We start from the raw sequence: 20,277 nt of genomic DNA on the forward strand, positions 1-20,277 counted from the left end.
ACAGTTCAACTAGCCTAAGAGCTAATCCACATCAAATCACGCATCGGATCCAAAAATGAAAAAATTAGGTGCTTTAGTTGTAGCAATTTCTACAGCCACTTTATTGGCAGCATGTAGTAACACTCCTAAGTTAGCAAGTCAGCCAATGCCAAAGTCTGGCTTCTTGCCAAATTATTCTGTGCTGGTGCCAATGGCTACGTCTGAAGTCGATACCCGTATTTGGAGATATCGCAAGGCGGGTGTAAATCCTGGTGCATACACTGCAGTAATTTTGGACCCAATTTATTTAAATCAGAATGCTACTAAAGAAATTTCACCAGAGGTGATTAATCAGGCGCAGATCGCATTACAGGATTCAATGGTCAGCGCAGTGAACAGTCGCGGAAATATCAAGATCGTAAATCAGCCTGGTCCAGGTGTAGCGCGTATCTCTGTTGGTATTACTGGGGCAGAAAGTTCGGCTGATAGTTTGCAGCCGTGGAATTTCACGCCGATTGGCTTGGCCATGAATGCGGCTGCTTATGCCGGTGGCATGAACTCTAAAACTCCAGCAATGCTAGTGGAGAGCAAGATTACTGATAGTCAAACCAAAGATGTGATTGGTGAAGGTTTGGTAACAATTCAGGGAGAGTCTTTCCGAACTGGCGGAGGTTCCGTTGAATCATTTGTCGCTATGGCCAAAAAGGTGGTGAAGGTGGCTATGGAAACCTCTGCCGATCCAAGAGCTACTGCGGCTAAATAAATTACGGATGCGAGCTTTCATTTCTAATTTTGGCCTCATCGGCGCGGCAGTATTCATTTTCATTGCAACTCCTGTGTATGCTGATGAGGCATCACGTAATAAAGAGATTCAAGAGCGTTTTTCTCAATGTGATGTCAATCGAGATGGCAAACTTACTCTTAATGAGGCTAAGGGGTGTATGCCTCGAGTCTACGATCATTTCAGTAGAATTGATGAGCAGAATAAAGGCTATGTTACGGTTGCTCAGATTGAGGCAATGGCCGCTAGGTAATTAGATTGATAGAATGAAAGGGCCTCAGATGAGGCTCTTTTTTATTGGAGTAGATGATGACTTACGTAATTGAAGGTTTTAAGGATTCCATCATTACAGTCCCTTCGGCAGATGGCCCGATTGATATTGCTTGCCAGACTGCTGGCTCCGGTCCCGCGTTGCTACTGCTGCATGGATTTCCTCAAACTAAAGCAATTTGGCGTCATATTGCACCTCAGTTGGCAAAGCGTTTTTCTGTGGTCGTGACGGATCTTCGTGGTTATGGCGCCTCATCAAAACCAGCTGGGACTCCAGATCATTCAACCTACTCAAAAAGATCCTTGGCTACTGATCAGCATGCCGTGATGCAAGCCCTTGGGCATAAAACGTTCTCTGTACTGGGTCATGATCGTGGTGGGCGTGTATCGCATCGCCTAGCAATGGATTTGCCTGAGAGTGTCGAGCGCCTGATGGTGCTCGATATTTCTCCAACACTCGCAATGTACGAGAACACTACGATGGAATTTGCTAGAGGTTATTGGCATTGGTTTTTCTTAATCCAAGCGCATCCTATTCCTGAGACGCTGATTGGCGCTGACCCCGAGTTTTGGATTAAAAACCATATGGGCAGGCATGCTGGCATTGGAATTTTTGACTCACAACCATGGTCCGAGTATCTAGAGGGTGCAAGTAATCCGGCATCTTTGCATGCCATGTGCGAGGACTATCGTGCGTCTGCATCAATTGATTTAATACATGATCGAGCTGATAGAGATGCTGGTAAGAAATTACCAATGCCGTTTCGAGTCCTATGGGGAGATCGCGGCCTAATAGCTAAGTGCTTCTCACCAATTGACGATTGGAAGAGGGTGGCTGTAGATGTTTCCGGAAGGGGAGTTCCTTGTGGCCACTACATTCCTGAGGAGTTGCCGCAGGAGCTGCTTGCTGAGGCAGAACAATTCTTTGCTTGAGTAATCTATTTGGCTAGTTTGGGCAATTTTTTAGAATTGGCTGGCAAGCTTAAAACAATCTGAGGATCAATTTTTAAGATCTTCTTATCTTTATCCGGATAGTTGACTCGGGACAATAAATCAGCAATCAAATTCAGGTGTGCAAGCTTTTTGTCATTTGCACAGATGACGGTCCACGGCGCATCTGATGAATTAGTTTTCTTGAGCATTTCGTCTCTAGCTTCAGAGTAAGCGTCCCACATCTTTTGAGCTTTCTGATCGATAGGGCTGATCTTCCACTGCTTCAGCGGATCTTTTTTGCGATCTTTAAGCCTTTTTTCTTGCTCTTCTTTGGAGATATCTAGGTAGTACTTAATGATTTGAATTTCGGATCTTACAAGTAGAGATTCAAAATCATTTACAGTTGCCATGAATAGTTTGTATTGGTCATCAGTGCAAAAGCCCATCACTTTTTCTACGCCGGCGCGGTTATACCAACTTCGATTAAAGAGGACGGTTTCACCAGATGATGGGAGTTGCGCAACATATCTCTGAAAGTACCATTCATGCTCTTCAAGGGAAGAGGGGGCAGCTAGAGCCACAACCTTGGTATCTCTTGGGCTTAAATTTTCAGTAACACTTTTAATGCTGCCATCTTTTCCTGCAGCATCACGTCCTTCAAAAATAACTAAGAGACGTTTGCCTTTTTGAATGTTATGACGCTGAAGTTTTACTAATTCAATTTGCAGAAGCCGTAAGTCTGCCTCGTAAGTATCTTCAGAAATCAGTGACTTACTCACGGGCAGCCCTTAGGAAATGCTGAATAATTATTGAGCGGGTGTCTCTGAAACAACTTTTTTAGCTGGAGCTCTTTTTGTAGCAGCCTTCTTTGCAGGAGCCTTCTTAGCCACGGCTTTCTTGGCTGGCGCCTTCTTAGTGGTAACTTTTTTAGCCGGAGCCTTTTTCGCAACCGCTTTCTTTGCGGGTACTTTTTTAGCTGGAGTCTTTTTCTCTAACTTATCTAGAGCTTTAGCAAGCTTATCAATTAATTTCTCTCTGTCAGCCTCGAGCTTGTCTAGCTTTTTCAATAATTGCTTCACTAATTTTTTCTGACTCATGACATATTCCTTTAAATAGGGTGCTTGTTATTTAATCTGTGTAATTGGCTGACGCCTAGCTCTTGATCCTACGTTCTATTGAACATAGATTCAAGCGATTGTGACAGTCGCATCTAAATTTAATTTGATACTGGATTGAATCTGCATGTTTAAAACTTTGTTTTCTCTTCCCATAACTGTATGGCTCATCGACTTGATTAGTTTTGTCAATGACACAGCGAGTGAAATGCGGTATCCGGCAATCTAGAACTGTCAGGGTACTGATGGTTAGAACTACTTTGTGATTCATCAGGCCCTAGCGGGAATCGACAACTCTTTCATGGCTAAAGCAGATTCTTGGTATGTATTTTTCAGGACTTCAGAAACACAAAACCCCAGATAAAGACATCATCTGGGGTGATTGGAAAAGCTAGGGGCTGTGGTCAGTTATTCCGGGTGGAAGTTGTTACTGGCCATAAAGCTAATGGTGCGCTCAAAGCCCAAAATACGGATATAGCGCCAGGCGATATCGCGGTACTTGCTATCTAGATAGCCAACGGCGACTTCGGGAGTCCTTTTGGACAGGTCGATTTGTTGAATTGCGCGGGCCCAACGTTTGAGTCTTGTTGACATATTTGTCACCTCCATGGGCATACAACGCATGAAAAAGTGACTGGGATGACAGGAATTTGTAATATTTTTTAAGAAATTAGCAAATTTTGCTAAATAAGCCCTTTTTTGACCCTTTAACCCTGTATTTCTGCTGCAGCGCGCTCCTTTTTTGCTGCTTTAGCCCGGGCTTTAATGGGTTTGAGGTAGATCAGCAGGCAAACAAAGGCGACGGTACCTAGGGTGGTTTCCAGGGCAGCCATCCAGAAATTAGCCCCTGTTTCCAGAATGCGGACCAGTCCCTCGGTAATGTAGAGCAAGATCAGCATGGAAGCCCATTGCATGGTGTAAACATTACCTTTCCAGAGTCCTGGAATGGCAAATAAGAGGGGAATGGCTTTGAGAATGAGCCACGAGCCACCAGATCTCAGCGGGGAAATAAACCATTCCCAGGCAATGCAAAGAATAAAGAGGTCAACAAAAGCTGCTGTAGCAATCAGTTGATACGGGTTTTTGGATAGCCAGCTTTTGAGCATGAATTGCCTTAAATGAGTTTGAGTGCTGTGAGTGCTAAGCGCTTGCCTTGAGCAATAGCTAAGCGTTGCTCTTCAGCGCTGATTGGAGCTCGGCCATCAGCATGTGCGAGGTGGGTGAGTCCGTAAGGGCTGCCACCAGTCGAGGTGCTCATGAGGTCGGGCTCACTGTACGGAATACCCATGATCATCATGCCGTGGTGAAGGAGGGGAATCATCATGGTGAGAAGAGTGCTTTCTTGCCCACCATGCAGACTGCCCGTGCTGGTGAAAACACAAGCTGGCTTACCAATGAGTGCACCATTCATCCATTCTGACGAGCTGCCATCCCAAAAATATTTCATGGGAGCCGCCATATTGCCAAAGCGAGTGGGTGATCCCAGAGCTAGGCCAATACATTCTTTTAAGTCTGCATACTCAACATAAGGAGCGCCATCAGATGGAACTGCCGCCTCGGTAGATTCACAAACAGTGGAGATGGCTGGCACGGTGCGTAATCGAGCGTTAGCACCTGGAACGCTTTCGATCCCCTCGGCAATAAGCCGTGCAAGGTTGCGGGTTGCGCCATAGCGTGAGTAGTACAAAACTAATATGTCTGATTGACTCATATTTTTCTCTTATCTCTTATGATATGGGCGATGCGCCTCATTCGTAATCCTCAATTATGGCTCTCTCTTGGAAAAGAGATCTGGGAGCGTAATCGCGGACAAAATCTGAAGCAAGTGGCGGCTAGTTTGGCTTTCACAACTACGCTGTCCTTGGTCCCAATGCTGACGGTGGCTTCTATTCTGATTGGCTATCTTCCCAGCGTAGTGCGGATCAAGTATGCCGTTCAGGCCTGGCTGCTTGATACCTATATGCCTGGCGGATTAAATCAACAAGTCTTTAACTACTTGAATCAATTTTCGGCCCAGGCCAAGGGTCTGACCTTGCTTGGTTTGATTGGTCTCGTGATTACGACGATGATGACAATGGCAGTGATTGAAAATGCTTTTAATCAAATTTTTCGTGTCTCGGAGCGGCGACCCATTGTGAAAAAGGTCGCAGTCTATTCAGCGGCCACAATAATGGGCCCCATTCTGCTGGGTATCGGGACTTATTTGAGCGGTTTGCTATTTAGTGCGGCAGAAGGGTGGACGGAAGCCCTAAGTTTTGGCTTAAGCTTATTCGCAACCGTAGTTCCAGTGCTTTTAGCAATGTCGGTATTCTCCGTGGCCTATAAAGTTCTGCCATATACACAAATTCAGTGGCGCGATGCGTTTAGTGGTGCCTTTTTTGCCGCTCTTATCTTCGAATTAATGAAGTTTGGCTTCGGCCTCTTTTTAACTAATGTGGCCTTTTACAAAACGGTCTATGGTGCCTTTGCTATTTTCCCCTTGGCGCTCATTTGGATTTATTTGACTTGGTGGATTACCTTGGCTGGAGCAGTCTTGGTTGCCAACCTCCCCAGCATTCGGAGCGGGCTGCTTAGGGTTATTCGTTACTGAAATACCTCAATTGACCCTTGATTCCCTTTGGGCTTGAGAATATATTGTTCATATAAGAACTTATTGCTGGAGACCAAATGAAGGTTTGTGACATATTGCGCGTAAAAGGTAGCACTCTATTTACGGTAGCTCCAGAGACTACTTTGCAAACAGCGGTCTTGGTAATGAGTGACCACGATATCGGCTCCTTGGTGGTCATGGAATACGACAAGCTTGTCGGCATCCTGACATTCCGTGAGGTGATTGCTGCCTTGGCTAAGCATCATGGCAAATTGGATAATCTGTTGGTACAAAGCGTGATGAATTCCAAACCACTGACATGCAATATGGAAACCGAGATCGATGAGGTTCGACGGATGATGTTGGTAGAGCATGCCCGCTACCTGCCAGTGATAGATCAAAAGATGCTGATGGGTGTGATTTCTTTCTATGACGTGGCTAAATCCGTTGTTGAGGCTCAAGACTTCGAAAACACCATGCTGAAGGCATATATCCGCGACTGGCCAGAAGAGTCCGAAAAGGCATCCCCTTAAGTGACCTAGCCCGATAGTCCTGACAGATGACATAATGTCGATATGTCAGGAAATACTTTAGGCCTCCTCTTTACAGTCACCACCTTTGGTGAATCCCATGGTCCCGCGATTGGCGCTGTTGTTGATGGTTGCCCTCCAGGAATGTCTTTATCTGAAGCAGATTTGCAGATTGATTTAGATCGTCGGAAACCAGGAACTTCGCGCCATGTTACTCAGCGTCAAGAGGCTGACAAGGTTGAAATCCTGTCGGGTGTTTACGAAGGCAAGACCACCGGCGCCCCAATTGGCTTGCTGATACGCAATACGGATCAGCGCAGTCAAGACTACGGAAACATCCTGCAAACATTTAGACCTGGTCATGCTGATTACGCTTATCACTATAAATACGGCTTGCGTGATCCTCGTGGTGGTGGACGATCTTCAGCGAGATTGACTGCGCCTGTAGTGGCTGCAGCAGCTATTGCTAAGAAGTGGCTCAAAGAACAATATGGCACTGAGTTTTATGGCTACATGAGCCAGCTAGGTGAAATTGAAATTCCGTTTCAAGATGCAGCACTTATTGAGAGTAATCCTTTCTTTGCTGCAAATGCAGATATTGTTCCTCAGTTAGAAGCTTATATGGATGCACTGCGCAAAGCAGGGGATTCCTGTGGAGCCAAGATTGAAGTGCGGGCGCGTAATGTGCCAATTGGTTTAGGTGAGCCTTTATTTGATAAGTTGGATGCCGACATCGCGCATGCCATGATGGGTATTAATGCAGTCAAAGGTGTTGAGATTGGTGCTGGCTTTGGATCAGTAGCGCAACGCGGTAGCGAGCATGGCGATGAACTCCATCCAGATGGATTTGCAAGCAATAATTCTGGCGGTACTTTGGGTGGCATTAGTACTGGCCAAGATTTACGAGTCTCGATTGCGATCAAACCCACATCTAGCATCTTGAGCCCAAAGGAATCAGTTGACCTAGATGGCAAGCCGATTACCGTGCAAACCAAAGGTCGTCATGATCCTTGTGTAGGTATTCGTGCAACGCCGATTGCTGAGGCAATGTTAGCTTTGGTATTGATTGATCATGCTCTACGCCATCGTGCTCAGTGCGGCGATGTGCAACATGCAGTACCGCCGGTGCCGGCTGCCCGACCTGGTTCAGTAAGCGACTAAATCCGTTTAAGAAAAAGATAATGACACCTTCAGTGCGTTGGGCCTTCGGGTCCTTTTTCTTTTTATATTTTGCGTATGTTGGCTTAGTTTCTCCCTACGCCAGCCTCTTTTTTCTTGACCGTGGTTTTAGTGTTATTGAGATTGCAGTCTTAATGTCCATGCTACAAGTTACACGAATAGTTGGGCCATTCTCCTGGGGATGGCTGTCTGACTATCTGTCTGATCGCATTGGCATTATTCGATTCTGCGCTTGCTTGGCAGCAGTCACTTTCTTGTGCATCTTTTTTCTGCAAAGCTATATTGCATTCTTCATTTGGATGTTTGTACTGCACACCATACTTAGCAGCTTGATGCCACTAGGAGAGTCGGCCACAGTTCATGCTTTGTTTAAAGACAATTCCTTTGATAGGCGTTATGGCCGCTTACGCTTATGGGGGTCAATTGGCTTTATTGCTATGGTCTTAATTGCTGGTGAGTTATTTCAGCGCGAAGGTATTGAGCTCTATCCGATTGTGGGCGCGGTAGTGTTGACCTTCTTAGCCTTGGTCACGTTCCGCTTGCATGAGCCCAAGATGGAGCGTCGCAAGATGGTGAAAGGCGAACTCTTAATTGTTTTGTTTAATCCTGATGTGCGTTGGTTCTTACTATCGGGATTCTTTATGATCTTTGCGCATGCTGCTTTGTATGTGTTCTATTCACTCTACTTAGCAGACCTGGGCTACGATAAATTCGAGATCGGTTTATTTTGGGCTCTAGGCGTTGCTGCTGAGGTGATCTTCTTTTATTTCCAGAGCAAAGTACTCAGTCGTCTGGATGCTGAAGTTGTTTTACAGCTTGCTTTTGGTATTGGCGTGTTTCGATTTATTTTAATTGCCTTCTTCCCATTCACTTGGGTGCTGATTCTGGCGCAGTTGATGCATGCAGCTACTTTTGGTGCTCACCATAGTGCTGCGACCAAGTTACTGCAGCGTTGGTTTACTGGCTCGCTGCAAGCTAGAGGGCAGGCTTTGATGGCAACAGTATCTTATGGCTTGGGTGGAACGCTAGGCGGTTTAGTTGCGGGCTGGCTCTGGGAAGCAACTCAGCCACGCAATGTGTTTGTGATGGCCGCATTAGCCTGTGGATTAGCAGGTATGGCGATTGGGAAAATGCGCCCACGCCACTACCCAGCTAGATAAATCAATCAACATTCTTTACATTGATCCGTAGTTCGGGCCGCCACCACCTTCGGGCGTAATCCAAATAATATTTTGACTCGGATCTTTGATGTCACAGGTTTTGCAATGCACGCAGTTTTGCGAATTGATTTGTAACTGTGGCTGCCCATCTTTTTCTACGTACTCATACACGCCGGCAGGGCAGTAACGTTGCTCGGGACCTGCATAAGTTTTGAGATTCAAACTCACAGGTACCGATGCATCTTTTAATGTGAGGTGAATAGGTTGGTTCTCAGCATGATTGGTATTGGAAATAAATACTGAGGAGAGGCGATCAAAAGTAATCTTGCCATCGGGCTTTGGATATTCGATCGGTTGATACTGTGCCGCTGGTTCAAGGCACTCATGGTCTGCATGTTTCAAATGAATTGTCCAAGGCATATTGCCGCCCAACAGCTTTTGCTCTAGACCAACCATAAGAGTTCCAAGGTAAAGTCCTTTGGACATCCACGGCTTAAAGTTGCGCGCTTGATTTAGCTCGGTATGTAACCAACTATTTTTGAAGGCGCTTGGATATGCAGACAAGACATCAGCAGAGCGATTCTCATTAAGCGCTGCAACTGCGGCTTCAGCAGCCAGCATGCCGGTCTTAATGGCAGCATGGCTTCCTTTAATGCGTGATGCATTTAAGAATCCTGCATCACAACCAATTAATGCACCACCTGGGAATACAGTCTTAGGCAAGCTATTTAATCCACCAGCTGTCAGCGCGCGTGCACCATAAGTTAAGCGCTTGCCGCCTTCAAAGGTCTCGCGAATCTTTGGATGTAACTTATAGCGCTGGAATTCTTCAAAAGGAGAGAGGTAAGGATTCTTATAGGAGAGACCTACCACCAGACCTACTGCGACCTTGTTATCACCCAAGTGATACAAGAATGAACCGCCATAGGTATCGCTTTCTAGTGGCCAGCCTGCAGTGTGAACCACTAGGCCAGGCTTGCTCTTGGAGGGTTCTACTTCCCATAGTTCTTTAATACCAATGCCGTAACTTTGTGGGTCAGCATCTTTATCCAATGCAAACTTGCTAATCACTTGCTTGCCTAGATGTCCGCGTGAACCTTCGGCGAAGAGGGTGTACTTGGCACGTAATTCCATGCCGAGTTGAAATTGATCAGTGGGATTACCTTCCTTATCTAAACCCATTGCGCCTGTAATGACGCCACAAACTGCGCCTTGTTCGTTATAGAGAATTTCTGCAGCAGGAAATCCTGGAAAAATTTCTACACCGAGATTCTCGGCTTGTTGGCCAAGCCAGCGAGTGACATTGGCTAAGCTAACAATGTAGTTACCTTCATTTTTAAAGCAGTGGGGCAGCATCCAGTTTGGAACTTGGAATGAACTTTCTTTTGTTAAGAATAAAAACTGGTCTTGAGTCACTTCAGTATCCAGTGGCGCACCCATTTCCTTCCAGTTGGGGAAAAGTTCTGTGAGAGCTCTAGGATCCATAACGGCACCCGACAGAATATGAGCGCCGATTTCTGAGCCTTTTTCCAAAATACAAACGCTAATCTCTTTGCCAGCTTCATTGGCTAATTGTTTGGCTTTAATGGCTGCGGACAAACCAGCTGGGCCACCTCCCACGATGACTAGGTCATAGTCCATGGATTCTCTAGGTCCAAACTGTTCGAGCAATTCCTGGGCGTTCATTTCACTCTCCGACATCTCTTAAAAATAGGCTACTGAGTACATTTTCAGCAATTTTTAGCAATTCCACCATTTTTATGGCTTCCTTGAACCCTTCTAGTTTAGTTCTAAGCGGTAAAAGCCAGCTAGGTGCCTATTGGCTTCGAGCTTGGATTCCCAAAGCGTTATGATTACTTTTTTACCTTTTTGGCAATATTAGGACGAATGTATGAATAAAACTTACCCATCAGCAGTAGATGCCTTGCGGGATATCTTGAAGGATGGTCAGAAGCTCGCTGTTGGCGGTTTTGGTCTTTGCGGCATCCCTGAGGCTTTAATTCAAGCGGTAAAGGATCTTGGCGCGCAAAATCTGACGGCAATTGCTAATAATGCCGGTGTGGATGGCTTTGGCTTGGGTTTGCTATTGAACTCAAGGCAAGTAAAGAGGATGGTTGCATCCTATGTGGGTGAAAACAAAGAGTTCGAGCGTCAGTTTTTAGCTGGTGAGCTCGAGCTGGAATTTACTCCACAAGGTACTTTGGCAGAAAAGCTGCGTGCAGGTGGTTGTGGTATCCCTGCTTTCTATACTAAAACTGGTGTGGGTACTTTGGTTGCTGAAGGTAAAGAAGAAAAAGAATTTGATGGCGAGAAATACATCATGGAGCGCGCAATTGTTTCTGATATTTCTCTTGTCAAAGCATGGAAGGCAGATAAGTCAGGTAACTTGATTTATCGCTACACCGCACGTAACTTCAATCCAGTAGTGGCAATGGCTGGCAAGATTACGGTTGCTGAGGTGGAAGAGATCGTGGAGAACGGGGAGTTGGATCCAGATCAGATTCATACACCAGGCATCTACGTGCATCGCTTGGTGCTGAACACTACGCCCGAGAAGCGTATTGAGCAACGCACTTTATCTGCAGCTTAATACTCATCGCAGCAATATAAAAAACAGTACAGAATATTTAGGAAGATTGATATGCCTTGGAATAGAGATGAAATGGCAGCACGTGCTGCTAAAGAGTTAAAGGATGGTTACTACGTCAATTTGGGTATTGGTATGCCAACCCTAGTGGCTAACCATGTTCCTGAGGGGATGGAAGTTTGGCTCCAGTCTGAGAATGGATTATTGGGTATTGGCCCATTTCCAACCGAAGAAACCATTGATGCAGATTTGATTAATGCGGGCAAGCAAACGATTACAACTTTGCCGGGCTCCTCCATTTTTTCTTCTGCAGATTCATTTGGAATGATTCGTGGTGGAAAAATCAACATCGCAATTTTGGGCGCAATGCAGGTGAGCGAGCATGGCGACTTAGCTAACTGGATGATTCCTGGCAAGATGGTGAAGGGTATGGGCGGCGCCATGGATTTAGTTGCTGGCGTTAAGCATGTGGTTGTTCTGATGGAGCACGTTGCCAAGAAGAAAGACGGCACAGAAGAAATCAAGATTCTGCCTAAGTGCACTTTGCCATTGACTGGTGTAGGTGTTATTAGTCGCATCATCACTGATCTGTGCGTGCTTGATATCACTCCAAAGGGTTTGAAGTTGGTGGAGCTGGCTCCAGGCGTCACCAAGGAAGAGGTAGTGTCCAAAACAGGTGCCCCTGTAGATACAACGGGTTTCTGACCTTTTCTACTGGATAGTGAAATAATGGGGTCAATGACCCCATTTCTATTTCTAAAGAGTTTTCTATGAGTGCTGCAGATCATTCTCTTCATGCACATAAGCAGGGTGATGCTAAACATGCTCATGCCAAGCAGGTCTCCAACCAAAGCCTTCTCCTTATTGCCCTAGTTCTGACATTAGGTTTTTCTGGTGTTGAAGGTGCTGCAGCGTATTTCGCAAATTCATTGGCCTTGATTTCAGATGCAGGTCACATGGTGACGGATGCAGCTGCGCTAGGCCTAGCCTTACTAGCCCAAATTATTTCCCGTCGCCCGCCATCACCAAAACATTCATTTGGATTTGGTCGAGCAGAAGCGCTTGCTGCATTTGTAAATAGTCTTGCGATGTTGGCTTTAGTCGCTTGGATTATGGTGGAAGCAGTGAGTCGATTTTATGATCCGCACCAAGTAGATGGATTGACGGTCACAGTCGTAGCCGCAATCGGCCTGCTGATGAATATCGTTGTGGCATGGGTACTTTCGCGTGATAAGAAAAGTGTTAATACACGTGCTGCTTTGGTTCATGTCATGGGTGACTTGTTGGGCTCTGTAGCCGCATTGATTGCGGGTATTGTTATCCAGCTGACTGGTTGGATGCCAATCGATGCAATTCTCTCGATTTTGGTTTCTTTGCTAATTTTGAAATCTACTATTTCCATTTTGCGTGAGTCATATCACTTCTTGATGGAGGGCGTGCCTTTACACATTGATTACCTGCAAGTGGGCAATGATCTTAAAAATGTTCCTGGTGTATTGGCAGTGCACGATTTACACGTTTGGGAAATGACACCAAGTTTTCCAGCGCTCATTGGCCATATTGAAATCGAGCAGATGAGTGAGTGGCCAGAAATCATGGCACGAATCAACGAGATGCTATTGAATAAGCATGGGATTGATCACGTCACTCTGCAGCCTGAGATTGCGGGTATGGTGGATGAGCATACTCATGGTGAAGAACTCGAAGATGAGATTAAAAAATCCAATGTGATTCATCATGGAGATACTTTCTTTGTCACTTGCACTAGTCCCGACGGACCGCATCGCATGGCGTATCACGCTTGGGGCAATCCCAACAACCCAAAGGTTTTGGTTTGTGTTCATGGTCTAACTCGTAGGGGTAGTGATTTCAAAACCCTTGCGCAGGCGATGAGTAATGATTACTACGTCGTCTGCCCTGATGTAGTGGGACGAGGCGATTCTGATCGATTGAAGAACCCAATGATCTATGCCGTGCCGCAATACGTTGCCGATATGGCAAGCTTGATTCAGCATCTTGGAGTTGCACAAGTGGACTGGTTTGGAACTTCAATGGGCGGTCTCATTGGCATGGTCTATGCCTCAATGCCCAAGAATCCAATACGTCGTATGTTAATTAACGATGTGGGTCCTCGGATTGAGCCTGAGGCTATTAAACGTTTAGGCTCTTATGTTGGTCAACCATTTACATTTAATAACCGTGCTGATGCTTTGCAGCGTCTAAATGAGATCTGTGCATCGTTTGGTAGTCATACACCAGAAGAGTGGGAGATTTATAACGGCCCGATGCTTGTACAAAAAGATGGCCTTTGGGTGATGCACTATGACCCTGATATTTCTGTACCGTTTGCATCTGTTAATCCTATTATGGCTAAGGCAGGTGAGATGGCAATGTGGCACGCCTTTAAGCAAATTCATATTCCGATGCTGATCGTTCGTGGCGGTGAGTCGGATTTGCTCTCTGCTAAAACAGTGGCCGAGATGTGTAAGGTCAACCCCTACATTCGGAGTATTGAAATTCCAGGAGTGGGACATGCGCCTGCTTTTGTGAAGTCAGAACAAGTTGCTTTAGCAAAAGAATTCTTTAGTTAAGGATTTCGGTCTTCCATGTCAAATGCTGGCAATGTATCTGAGAGCATCAAAATCATAGATGGCTGGTATGGAGAGCCCTCTGAAAGTCATGCTGCCGGTGTTCTGAGTATTCTGAAATTGCTTCATCTAGACGAGGCTACATTAACTGCTGCAAGTAATATCGCGCGGACTCATGGCAAAGAATCACTCACTAAACTGATTGGCGATGAGTCAGCCAAACTGTTGATTGGTTATCGTGGTCTAAGGCAGGCTCAAGCTAAGCTCGTCCGTAATGATGGTGGTCTGAGCATCTCTGGGCAAGAAGAAATGCTTAGAAAGATGTTGCTGGCTTTTGGTGACGACTTACGTGTGGTCCTCATTTATCTTGCTTCTCGCTTGCAAACATTGCGATGGATTACCCATGAAAAAATGGAGATGCCAAAAGCTTGGGCGCAAGAGATTCTTAATATTGATGCATCGCTCGCAAATCGCCTCGGTATCTGGCAAATGAAATGGGAGATGGAGGACTTAGCGTTTCGAGTTCTGTCTCCAGGGATCTATCGAGATATTGCCAAGATGCTCGATGGCAAGCGCATTGAGCGTGAATCTTTTATTGAGCAAATTGTCAAAAAGCTTCAGGAAGAATTAACTGCCGCTCATATTCAGGGTGAGGTTCAAGGTCGCCCAAAACACATCTACAGTATTTGGAAAAAGATGCAGGGCAAGTCACTCGACTTTGCCAATCTTTATGACGTCAGAGCATTTAGGGTTCTAGTGGGGGATGTTAAATCTTGCTACGCCATTTTAGGAATAGTGCACAACGTCTGGCAGCCTGTACCACGTGAATTCGATGACTATATTGCGAGACCCAAACCTAACGGTTATCAATCTTTGCATACTGTGGTGATGGATGAACATGGCACCGCATTTGAGATTCAGGTGCGTACTAATGAAATGCATCAACAGGCTGAGTATGGATTGGCTGCGCACTGGCGTTATAAGGAGGGTGCTTATGTTGGTGCTGCAACACCATCAAAAAATAAGCCAGTCTCCAATACTCCGAACACACCAAACCCCAGCCATCAAACTGGCACACATAGTGCAGTGGTTGCTTATGAACGCCAAATTGCTTGGGCAAGACAGCTCATCTCTTGGAAAGAAGATGCCTGGGACCAATTAAAGCATCATGAAATTGATGATCATATTTACGTTCTCACACCACTGGGCAAAGTCATTTCCTTGGAGAAGGGTTCTTCACCAATCGACTTTGCATACGCAGTGCATACTGATCTGGGGCACCGTTGTCGTGGTGCTCGAGTTGATGGTGCTATGGTGCCATTAGATACGCCGCTACAAAATGGTCAGACAATAGAAATCATTGCGGTGAAGCATGGTGGCCCCTCGCGTGATTGGATAAGCCCTAATCGCAACTACTTGCGCTCACAACGTGCCCGTACTCGTGTACGCACTTGGTTTAATGCCTTGGATGATGAAGAGGCTGGTGCAAAGTCTGGCGATATCAAAACGGAGCAGAAGCCAGTCACCAAGGTGACTGCACCAGCGCCAGAAATTATTCTCAAGCAAAGTACCCGTAGACAGGGTCAGGCAGGTGATGTGTTGGTTGTCGGGGTAGATTCATTACTAACTCAGTTGGCGCGTTGCTGTAGACCGGTGCCTCCAGATGCTGTTGCTGGATTTGTGACTCAAGGTCGTGGTGTATCCATTCATAGAAGATCTTGTAAAACTTTTAGAGGCTTATTGGAGCGGGCGCCTGAGCGGGTTATTCAGACTGCCTGGAATGAGTCGACCCCAGAAACTCTGACAACAAGTGATCCAAAACGCGTATTCCCAGCGGATCTAGCTATTACTGGTCTTGATCGCCCTGAACTCATGCGCGAGTTATTTGAAATTCTGACAAGACAGGGCGTTCATGTGATTGATTTGCGTAAATCAGCTAAACGAGGCCTTGCTCAAATCCTGTTGACTGTGGAAATTAAGGACTCAGAAGCCTTGCGCTTGGTTCAAAATGGTCTTGAGGAGGTCAAAGGGGTGACCCAAGTACGCCGCCGGTGATAAACTCTATGGCTATATAGGCTCGTAGCTCAGCTGGTTAGAGCACCACCTTGACATGGTGGGGGTCGTTGGTTCGAGTCCAATCGAGCCTACCAACGAATAAAGACCCAAAAGTGCGCGGTTGCCGAAAAGCTCCCGCGCTTTCTTTTTGGTAGATGTTGTGCAGTAAATCAGTCAATCGACTGAATCTTAATAAGATGGAGCGGTCATGCTTGTAGTTACTCTGCCAGATGGATCTAAACGTGAGTTTGATGCTCCCGTGCGCGTGCTTGATGTTGCCCAAAGTATTGGTAGCGGTCTTGCCAAGGCTGCTCTCGGTGGCATTGTTGACGGCAAGATGGTTGATACCAGTTTTGTTATCGATAAAGATAGCCAGTTAGCCATCATTACTGATAAAAATACAGAGGCGCTCGAGATTGTGCGTCACTCCACAGCACACTTGTTGGCTTATGCCGTTAAAGAACTCTTTCCAGAAGCGCAGGTCACCATTGGACCTGTGATTGATAACGGTTTTTATTACGACTTCTCATTTCATCGCCCATTTACGCCAGAAGATCTAGCTTCCATTGAAAAGAAAATGGCTGAGCTGGCTAAAAAAGATGAGCCTGTAATTCGTACGGTGATGCCGCGTGATGAAGCGGTAAAGTTTTTTAAAGATCAAGGCGAAAACTACAAAGCCGAAATTATTGCGAGCATTCCGCAGGGCGAAGATGTGTCTTTGTATGCCGAAGGAAAGTTCACCGACTTATGTCGTGGACCTCATGTGCCATCTACCGGCAAGCTCAAGGTATTTAAGCTTCTGAGCGTTGCTGGTGCTTACTGGCGTGGCGATAGCAAGAATGAGATGCTGCAACGGATTTACGGCACTGCTTGGTTGAAAAAAGAAGATCAAGATGCGCATTTGCATATGCTTGAAGAGGCTGAGAAGCGTGACCACCGTCGTCTTGGTAAGTTCTTGGATTTATTCCACTTTCAACCTGAAGCGCCTGGTTTAATTTTCTGGCATCCAAAGGGCTGGTCTATTTGGCAAGAGGTTGAGCAGTACATGCGTCGCGTTTATCAGCGCGAAGGCTATCAAGAGGTGAAGGCCCCACAAATTTTGGATCGCGGTCTTTGGGAAAAGTCTGGTCACTGGGATAACTACAAAGAAAACATGTTTACGACTGAGTCAGAGAATCGTGCTTATGCATTAAAGCCGATGAACTGCCCAGGACATGTGCAGATTTTTAACTCCGGCTTACATAGCTACCGTGAATTGCCATTGCGTTACGGCGAGTTCGGTCAGTGTCACCGTAATGAACCATCGGGTGCTTTGCATGGTTTGATGCGCGTACGTGGCTTTACACAGGATGATGGCCACATTTTCTGTACAGAGGATCAGATTCAAGCTGAAGTTGCTGCATTTGATAAAGCAGTTCGCGACGTCTATAAAGATTTTGGTTTTACTGAAGTGGCTGTCAAGCTAGCCTTGCGTCCGGCTAAGCGCGTTGGCGATGATGCGATTTGGGACAAGGCTGAAGCTGCCTTACGTGGCGCCTTGACTGCTTCAGGCCAAGAATGGGAAGAATTACCAGGTGAGGGTGCTTTTTACGGTCCGAAGATCGAATATCATCTGAAGGACTCGATTGGGCGTACTTGGCAGTGCGGCACGATTCAGGTGGATTTCTCAATGCCGGCCCGTTTAGGCGCGGAATACGTGACGGAAGAGAACACCCGCAAGGCTCCAGTGATGCTTCATAGGGCAATTGTGGGCTCTTTAGAGCGTTTTATCGGCATTTTGATTGAAAACCACGCTGGAAACATGCCAGTTTGGCTTGCCCCGACCCAGGCTGTAGTCCTCAATATCTCTGACAATTCCGCTGCATATGCACAAAAAGTCCAGCAATCTCTGAAAAAACAAGGGTTTAGAGTCGAATCGGATTTGCGGAATGAGAAAATTACGTATAAAATACGCGAGCACGCATTACAGAAGCTCCCATTTTTGTTGGTTGTAGGGGATAAAGAAGCAGAAAGTAATTCGGTGGCCGTTCGTGCCCGTGGCGGAGTGGATTTAGGCGTAATGCCTCTTGATGCCTTCGTTGCCCGACTCCAGCAGGATATTTCCCAGAAAGTCGGACCCGAGCCTAGCTAGGGGTGGAATGGTTTTTATTGTTTTTTTAAAGGAATTAAGAAGATCGCTACTGATAAATCGCAGCGCATAAATCGGGAGATTACTGCTCCTGAAGTGCGTCTGATTGGACTGGATGGAGAACCCATCGGTGTAGTTAAGTTGAGTGAAGCCTTGGCTTTAGCGGAAGAGAAAGAGACCGATTTGGTCGAAATTGCTCCGACAGCTGTGCCACCTGTAGTCCGCATCATGGACTTCGGCAAATTCAAATACCAAGAAGCCAAACGTTTGCATGAAGCTAAGCTCAAGCAAAAAGTGATTCAGGTGAAGGAAGTCAAATTCCGTCCCGGCACAGATGATGGTGACTATGGTGTGAAGCTACGCAATCTAATCCGCTTTTTGGAAGATGGCGATAAGACAAAGATTACGCTGCGGTTTCGGGGTCGTGAAATGGCCCACCAAGAAATCGGAGTCAGAATGTTGGAGCGTTTGAAGTCAGACCTGATTGAGTATGGTCAAGTAGAACAGTTTCCAAAGATGGAAGGTCGCCAGATGGTGATGGTATTGGCCCCCATTCGTAAGGCTAAGTAATAAGCCAAATCGCAAGATTGGGTTTGTTGTTTAAGTAGGGAGGAGTCGTAAGACTCTGGTAGTTAGAAGTGCTTCTAGGTACAGGAAGCGTAACCGTCGGTTACCACCTATGTTGCACAAGTAATTGAAGGGGTGCTTTATGCCCAAGATGAAGAGCAAGAGTAGCGCTAAAAAGCGCTTCACGGTTCGCGCAGGCGGAACGATCAAACGAGGCCAGGCTTTCAAACGCCACATCCTCACCAAGAAGACCACAAAGAACAAGCGTCATTTGCGTGGTTCCACAGAAGTTGCGAAGGCAGACGTTAAGTCAATTCGCTCCATGCTTCCATACGCTTAACCTCAGACTAGATTAGGAGAAATAAATGCCAAGAGTCAAACGTGGGGTTACAGCAAGAGCCCGTCATAAGAAAATCACCGATGCCGCAACTGGCTATCGTGGACGTCGTAAAAATGTATTCCGTATTGCTAAGCAAGCAGTTATGCGTGCTGGTCAATATGCATACCGCGACCGTCGCAACAAGAAACGTGTATTCCGCGCATTGTGGATTGCTCGTATCAACGCGGCAGTTCGTCAGCATGACATGACCTATAGCGTATTCATGAATGGTATGAAGAAGGCTGCGATCGAACTCGACCGCAAAGTGCTTTCTGATATGGCCATTGCTGACAAAGCGGCTTTCGCTGCTTTGGTTACTCGGATCAAATCCGTAGTAAACGCTGCAGCTTAATTCTTAGTTCAGTAAAAAACTAAGCTGCAATGGTTTCTCTCGACCACATTGTCGAGGATGCTAAACGTGATTTCCTCGGAGCTGCCGATGCGGCAGCTCTAGAGGACGCGAAAGCCAAGTATCTCGGTAAGTCAGGTGTTCTCACTGAGCGTTTAAAAGCGCTGGGTGGAATGTCGCCTGATGAGCGCAAGAGTGCTGGCGCCCAAATTAATCAAATCAAAACCCAAGTTGAAGCTGCATTACAAGAGCGTCGCCAAGCATTGGCTGATGCGGTATTGCTGCAACGTCTTGCGGCAGAATCCATTGATGTCTCTTTGCCTGGCCGTGGCCAAGCAGTAGGTAGCTTGCATCCTGTGATGCGCACCTGGGAGCGCGTTGAAGAGATCTTCCGCTCGATTGGTTTTGATGTAGCAGATGGCCCTGAAATTGAAACCGATTGGTTTAATTTCACTGCTTTGAATAGTCCCGAGAATCATCCTGCGCGCTCAATGCAGGACACCTTCTATATCGATGGCAAAGATTCCAATGGGAAACCTTTGTTATTGCGTACCCATACCAGCCCGATTCAGGTTCGTTATGCGAGCGAGCATGTCAAGAAATACGCCCATGCTGATGTGATGCCGCCAATCAAAGTGATTGCCCCAGGCAGAACCTATCGTGTCGATAGCGATGCAACTCACTCACCAATGTTTCACCAGGTTGAGGGTTTATGGATTGCAGAGAGCGTTTCATTTGCTGATCTCAAGGGTGTGTATACCGATTTCTTAAGAACCTTTTTTGAAACGAATGAATTGCAAGTTCGTTTCCGCCCATCCTATTTCCCATTCACTGAGCCTTCAGCTGAAATTGATATGGCCTTCGGTAGCGGCAAGTTAGCCGGCCGTTGGTTGGAAATTTCTGGAGCAGGGCAGGTTCATCCTAATGTATTGCGCAATATGGGCATTGATCCAGAGCGCTATACCGGTTTTGCTTTTGGCTCTGGTTTAGAACGCTTGACGATGTTGCGTTACGGCGTTGATGATTTACGTCTTTTCTTTGAAAACGATCTCCGTTTCTTAGCGCAATTTCCGGCTTAATTTGCCAA

Annotated in this window: 22 protein-coding genes and 1 tRNA gene; 17 read left to right on the forward strand and 6 right to left on the reverse strand. The window is 46.3% G+C overall.

Annotated features, from left to right (window positions below; translation table 11 throughout):
- Positions 1-55: 55 nt before the first annotated feature.
- From GQ359_RS04160 to GQ359_RS04170, 3 genes are read left to right on the forward strand one after another with little or no spacing between them, the layout of a single operon-like run.
- Entirely contained in the window at positions 56-742 is a 687-nt protein-coding gene (locus tag GQ359_RS04160; protein WP_215387704.1) for a DUF3313 domain-containing protein, read from the forward strand.
- 7 nt (positions 743-749) lie between these two features.
- Positions 750-1,013 (forward strand): EF-hand domain-containing protein, encoded by a 264-nt coding sequence (locus GQ359_RS04165; RefSeq protein WP_215387977.1) that lies wholly within the window; start codon positions 750-752, stop codon positions 1,011-1,013.
- A gap of 53 nt (positions 1,014-1,066) precedes the next feature.
- Positions 1,067-1,963, forward strand: coding sequence for an alpha/beta fold hydrolase (locus GQ359_RS04170; protein WP_371822459.1), 897 nt, complete (start codon positions 1,067-1,069; stop codon positions 1,961-1,963).
- Positions 1,964-1,968: 5 nt separating this feature from the next.
- Here the strand turns inward: GQ359_RS04170 and ppk2 are convergent, their stop codons facing one another.
- From ppk2 to wrbA, 5 genes are all read right to left on the reverse strand, one after another.
- Positions 1,969-2,742, reverse strand: coding sequence for a polyphosphate kinase 2 (gene ppk2, locus GQ359_RS04175; RefSeq protein ID WP_371822460.1), 774 nt, complete (start codon positions 2,740-2,742; stop codon positions 1,969-1,971).
- Between the two features lie 27 nt (positions 2,743-2,769).
- Positions 2,770-3,060, reverse strand: coding sequence for a serine/threonine protein kinase (locus tag GQ359_RS04180; protein ID WP_215387706.1), 291 nt, complete (start codon positions 3,058-3,060; stop codon positions 2,770-2,772).
- A gap of 426 nt (positions 3,061-3,486) precedes the next feature.
- Positions 3,487-3,672, reverse strand: coding sequence for a hypothetical protein (locus GQ359_RS04185; protein ID WP_162785873.1), 186 nt, complete (start codon positions 3,670-3,672; stop codon positions 3,487-3,489).
- A gap of 113 nt (positions 3,673-3,785) precedes the next feature.
- On the reverse strand, positions 3,786-4,184 hold the full coding sequence (locus GQ359_RS04190; protein ID WP_215387707.1) for a DUF2069 domain-containing protein: 399 nt from the start codon (positions 4,182-4,184) through the stop codon (positions 3,786-3,788).
- 8 nt (positions 4,185-4,192) lie between these two features.
- Positions 4,193-4,789 carry an NAD(P)H:quinone oxidoreductase gene (wrbA, locus tag GQ359_RS04195; protein ID WP_215303445.1) on the reverse strand — a complete coding sequence of 199 codons (597 nt, stop codon included), beginning with the start codon at positions 4,787-4,789 and terminating at the stop codon, positions 4,193-4,195.
- 30 nt (positions 4,790-4,819) lie between these two features.
- On the opposite strand from wrbA, the gene GQ359_RS04200 reads away from it, so the two are divergent.
- From GQ359_RS04200 to GQ359_RS04215, 4 genes are all read left to right on the forward strand, one after another.
- A complete protein-coding gene (locus tag GQ359_RS04200; RefSeq protein WP_215387708.1) occupies positions 4,820-5,668 on the forward strand; it encodes a YihY family inner membrane protein in 849 nt (282 codons plus the stop codon).
- A 77-nt stretch (positions 5,669-5,745) separates the two neighbouring features.
- The gene (locus GQ359_RS04205; RefSeq protein WP_215303449.1) at positions 5,746-6,201 is read left to right on the forward strand and encodes a CBS domain-containing protein; all 456 of its coding nucleotides are present in this window, start codon (positions 5,746-5,748) and stop codon (positions 6,199-6,201) included.
- A 42-nt stretch (positions 6,202-6,243) separates the two neighbouring features.
- Positions 6,244-7,359, forward strand: a complete 1,116-nt coding sequence (gene aroC / locus GQ359_RS04210) for a chorismate synthase (protein ID WP_215387709.1) — start codon at positions 6,244-6,246, stop codon at positions 7,357-7,359.
- Positions 7,360-7,379: 20 nt separating this feature from the next.
- Entirely contained in the window at positions 7,380-8,537 is a 1,158-nt protein-coding gene (locus tag GQ359_RS04215) for an MFS transporter (RefSeq protein WP_215387710.1), read from the forward strand.
- A 15-nt stretch (positions 8,538-8,552) separates the two neighbouring features.
- On the opposite strand, the gene GQ359_RS04220 is transcribed toward GQ359_RS04215, so the two are convergent.
- On the reverse strand, positions 8,553-10,223 hold the full coding sequence (locus tag GQ359_RS04220; RefSeq protein WP_215387711.1) for an electron transfer flavoprotein-ubiquinone oxidoreductase: 1,671 nt from the start codon (positions 10,221-10,223) through the stop codon (positions 8,553-8,555).
- Between the two features lie 205 nt (positions 10,224-10,428).
- On the opposite strand from GQ359_RS04220, the gene GQ359_RS04225 reads away from it, so the two are divergent.
- From GQ359_RS04225 to pheS, 10 genes are all read left to right on the forward strand, one after another.
- Positions 10,429-11,127: a CoA transferase subunit A gene (locus tag GQ359_RS04225; RefSeq protein ID WP_215303457.1), complete on the forward strand. Its 699-nt coding sequence runs from the start codon at positions 10,429-10,431 to the stop codon at positions 11,125-11,127.
- Positions 11,128-11,178: 51 nt separating this feature from the next.
- The gene (locus GQ359_RS04230; RefSeq protein WP_215387712.1) at positions 11,179-11,829 is read left to right on the forward strand and encodes a CoA transferase subunit B; all 651 of its coding nucleotides are present in this window, start codon (positions 11,179-11,181) and stop codon (positions 11,827-11,829) included.
- Between the two features lie 65 nt (positions 11,830-11,894).
- Positions 11,895-13,715 (forward strand): alpha/beta fold hydrolase, encoded by a 1,821-nt coding sequence (locus GQ359_RS10180; RefSeq protein WP_215387713.1) that lies wholly within the window; start codon positions 11,895-11,897, stop codon positions 13,713-13,715.
- Between the two features lie 15 nt (positions 13,716-13,730).
- The gene (locus tag GQ359_RS04240) at positions 13,731-15,767 is read left to right on the forward strand and encodes a bifunctional (p)ppGpp synthetase/guanosine-3',5'-bis(diphosphate) 3'-pyrophosphohydrolase (protein ID WP_215387714.1); all 2,037 of its coding nucleotides are present in this window, start codon (positions 13,731-13,733) and stop codon (positions 15,765-15,767) included.
- 18 nt (positions 15,768-15,785) lie between these two features.
- Positions 15,786-15,862, forward strand: a tRNA-Val gene (locus GQ359_RS04245).
- A 113-nt stretch (positions 15,863-15,975) separates the two neighbouring features.
- Positions 15,976-17,898, forward strand: coding sequence for a threonine--tRNA ligase (gene thrS / locus GQ359_RS04250; RefSeq protein ID WP_215387715.1), 1,923 nt, complete (start codon positions 15,976-15,978; stop codon positions 17,896-17,898).
- Positions 17,899-17,940: 42 nt separating this feature from the next.
- Positions 17,941-18,465 carry a translation initiation factor IF-3 gene (gene infC / locus GQ359_RS04255; protein ID WP_215387895.1) on the forward strand — a complete coding sequence of 175 codons (525 nt, stop codon included), beginning with the start codon at positions 17,941-17,943 and terminating at the stop codon, positions 18,463-18,465.
- A gap of 139 nt (positions 18,466-18,604) precedes the next feature.
- Complete coding sequence (gene rpmI, locus GQ359_RS04260) at positions 18,605-18,802, forward strand: 50S ribosomal protein L35 (protein ID WP_011902674.1); 198 nt, start codon at positions 18,605-18,607, stop codon at positions 18,800-18,802.
- 25 nt (positions 18,803-18,827) lie between these two features.
- Positions 18,828-19,193, forward strand: coding sequence for a 50S ribosomal protein L20 (gene rplT / locus GQ359_RS04265; protein WP_011902675.1), 366 nt, complete (start codon positions 18,828-18,830; stop codon positions 19,191-19,193).
- A gap of 29 nt (positions 19,194-19,222) precedes the next feature.
- Positions 19,223-20,269: a phenylalanine--tRNA ligase subunit alpha gene (gene pheS, locus GQ359_RS04270; protein ID WP_215377754.1), complete on the forward strand. Its 1,047-nt coding sequence runs from the start codon at positions 19,223-19,225 to the stop codon at positions 20,267-20,269.
- Positions 20,270-20,277 lie beyond the last annotated feature (8 nt).

The sequence above is a fragment of the Polynucleobacter sp. AM-7D1 genome, from assembly GCF_018688455.1.
Taxonomy (GTDB): domain Bacteria; phylum Pseudomonadota; class Gammaproteobacteria; order Burkholderiales; family Burkholderiaceae; genus Polynucleobacter.

Excerpts from the sequence above, each read along its gene's own strand:
- GQ359_RS04160 (WP_215387704.1), top strand. The coding sequence starts at position 56 with ATGAAAAAATTAGGTGCTTTAGTTGTAGCAATTTCTACAGCCACTTTA.
- GQ359_RS04165 (WP_215387977.1), top strand. The coding sequence starts at position 750 with ATGCGAGCTTTCATTTCTAATTTTGGCCTCATCGGCGCGGCAGTATTC.
- GQ359_RS04170 (WP_371822459.1), top strand. The coding sequence starts at position 1,067 with ATGATGACTTACGTAATTGAAGGTTTTAAGGATTCCATCATTACAGTC.
- GQ359_RS04180 (WP_215387706.1), bottom strand. The coding sequence starts at position 3,060 with ATGAGTCAGAAAAAATTAGTGAAGCAATTATTGAAAAAGCTAGACAAG.
- GQ359_RS04185 (WP_162785873.1), bottom strand. The coding sequence starts at position 3,672 with ATGTCAACAAGACTCAAACGTTGGGCCCGCGCAATTCAACAAATCGAC.
- GQ359_RS04190 (WP_215387707.1), bottom strand. The coding sequence starts at position 4,184 with ATGCTCAAAAGCTGGCTATCCAAAAACCCGTATCAACTGATTGCTACA.
- wrbA (WP_215303445.1), bottom strand. The coding sequence starts at position 4,789 with ATGAGTCAATCAGACATATTAGTTTTGTACTACTCACGCTATGGCGCA.
- GQ359_RS04200 (WP_215387708.1), top strand. The coding sequence starts at position 4,820 with ATGCGCCTCATTCGTAATCCTCAATTATGGCTCTCTCTTGGAAAAGAG.
- GQ359_RS04205 (WP_215303449.1), top strand. The coding sequence starts at position 5,746 with ATGAAGGTTTGTGACATATTGCGCGTAAAAGGTAGCACTCTATTTACG.
- aroC (WP_215387709.1), top strand. The coding sequence starts at position 6,244 with ATGTCAGGAAATACTTTAGGCCTCCTCTTTACAGTCACCACCTTTGGT.
- GQ359_RS04215 (WP_215387710.1), top strand. The coding sequence starts at position 7,380 with ATGACACCTTCAGTGCGTTGGGCCTTCGGGTCCTTTTTCTTTTTATAT.
- GQ359_RS04220 (WP_215387711.1), bottom strand. The coding sequence starts at position 10,223 with ATGAACGCCCAGGAATTGCTCGAACAGTTTGGACCTAGAGAATCCATG.
- GQ359_RS04225 (WP_215303457.1), top strand. The coding sequence starts at position 10,429 with ATGAATAAAACTTACCCATCAGCAGTAGATGCCTTGCGGGATATCTTG.
- GQ359_RS04230 (WP_215387712.1), top strand. The coding sequence starts at position 11,179 with ATGCCTTGGAATAGAGATGAAATGGCAGCACGTGCTGCTAAAGAGTTA.
- GQ359_RS10180 (WP_215387713.1), top strand. The coding sequence starts at position 11,895 with ATGAGTGCTGCAGATCATTCTCTTCATGCACATAAGCAGGGTGATGCT.
- GQ359_RS04240 (WP_215387714.1), top strand. The coding sequence starts at position 13,731 with ATGTCAAATGCTGGCAATGTATCTGAGAGCATCAAAATCATAGATGGC.
- thrS (WP_215387715.1), top strand. The coding sequence starts at position 15,976 with ATGCTTGTAGTTACTCTGCCAGATGGATCTAAACGTGAGTTTGATGCT.
- rpmI (WP_011902674.1), top strand. The coding sequence starts at position 18,605 with ATGCCCAAGATGAAGAGCAAGAGTAGCGCTAAAAAGCGCTTCACGGTT.
- rplT (WP_011902675.1), top strand. The coding sequence starts at position 18,828 with ATGCCAAGAGTCAAACGTGGGGTTACAGCAAGAGCCCGTCATAAGAAA.
- pheS (WP_215377754.1), top strand. The coding sequence starts at position 19,223 with ATGGTTTCTCTCGACCACATTGTCGAGGATGCTAAACGTGATTTCCTC.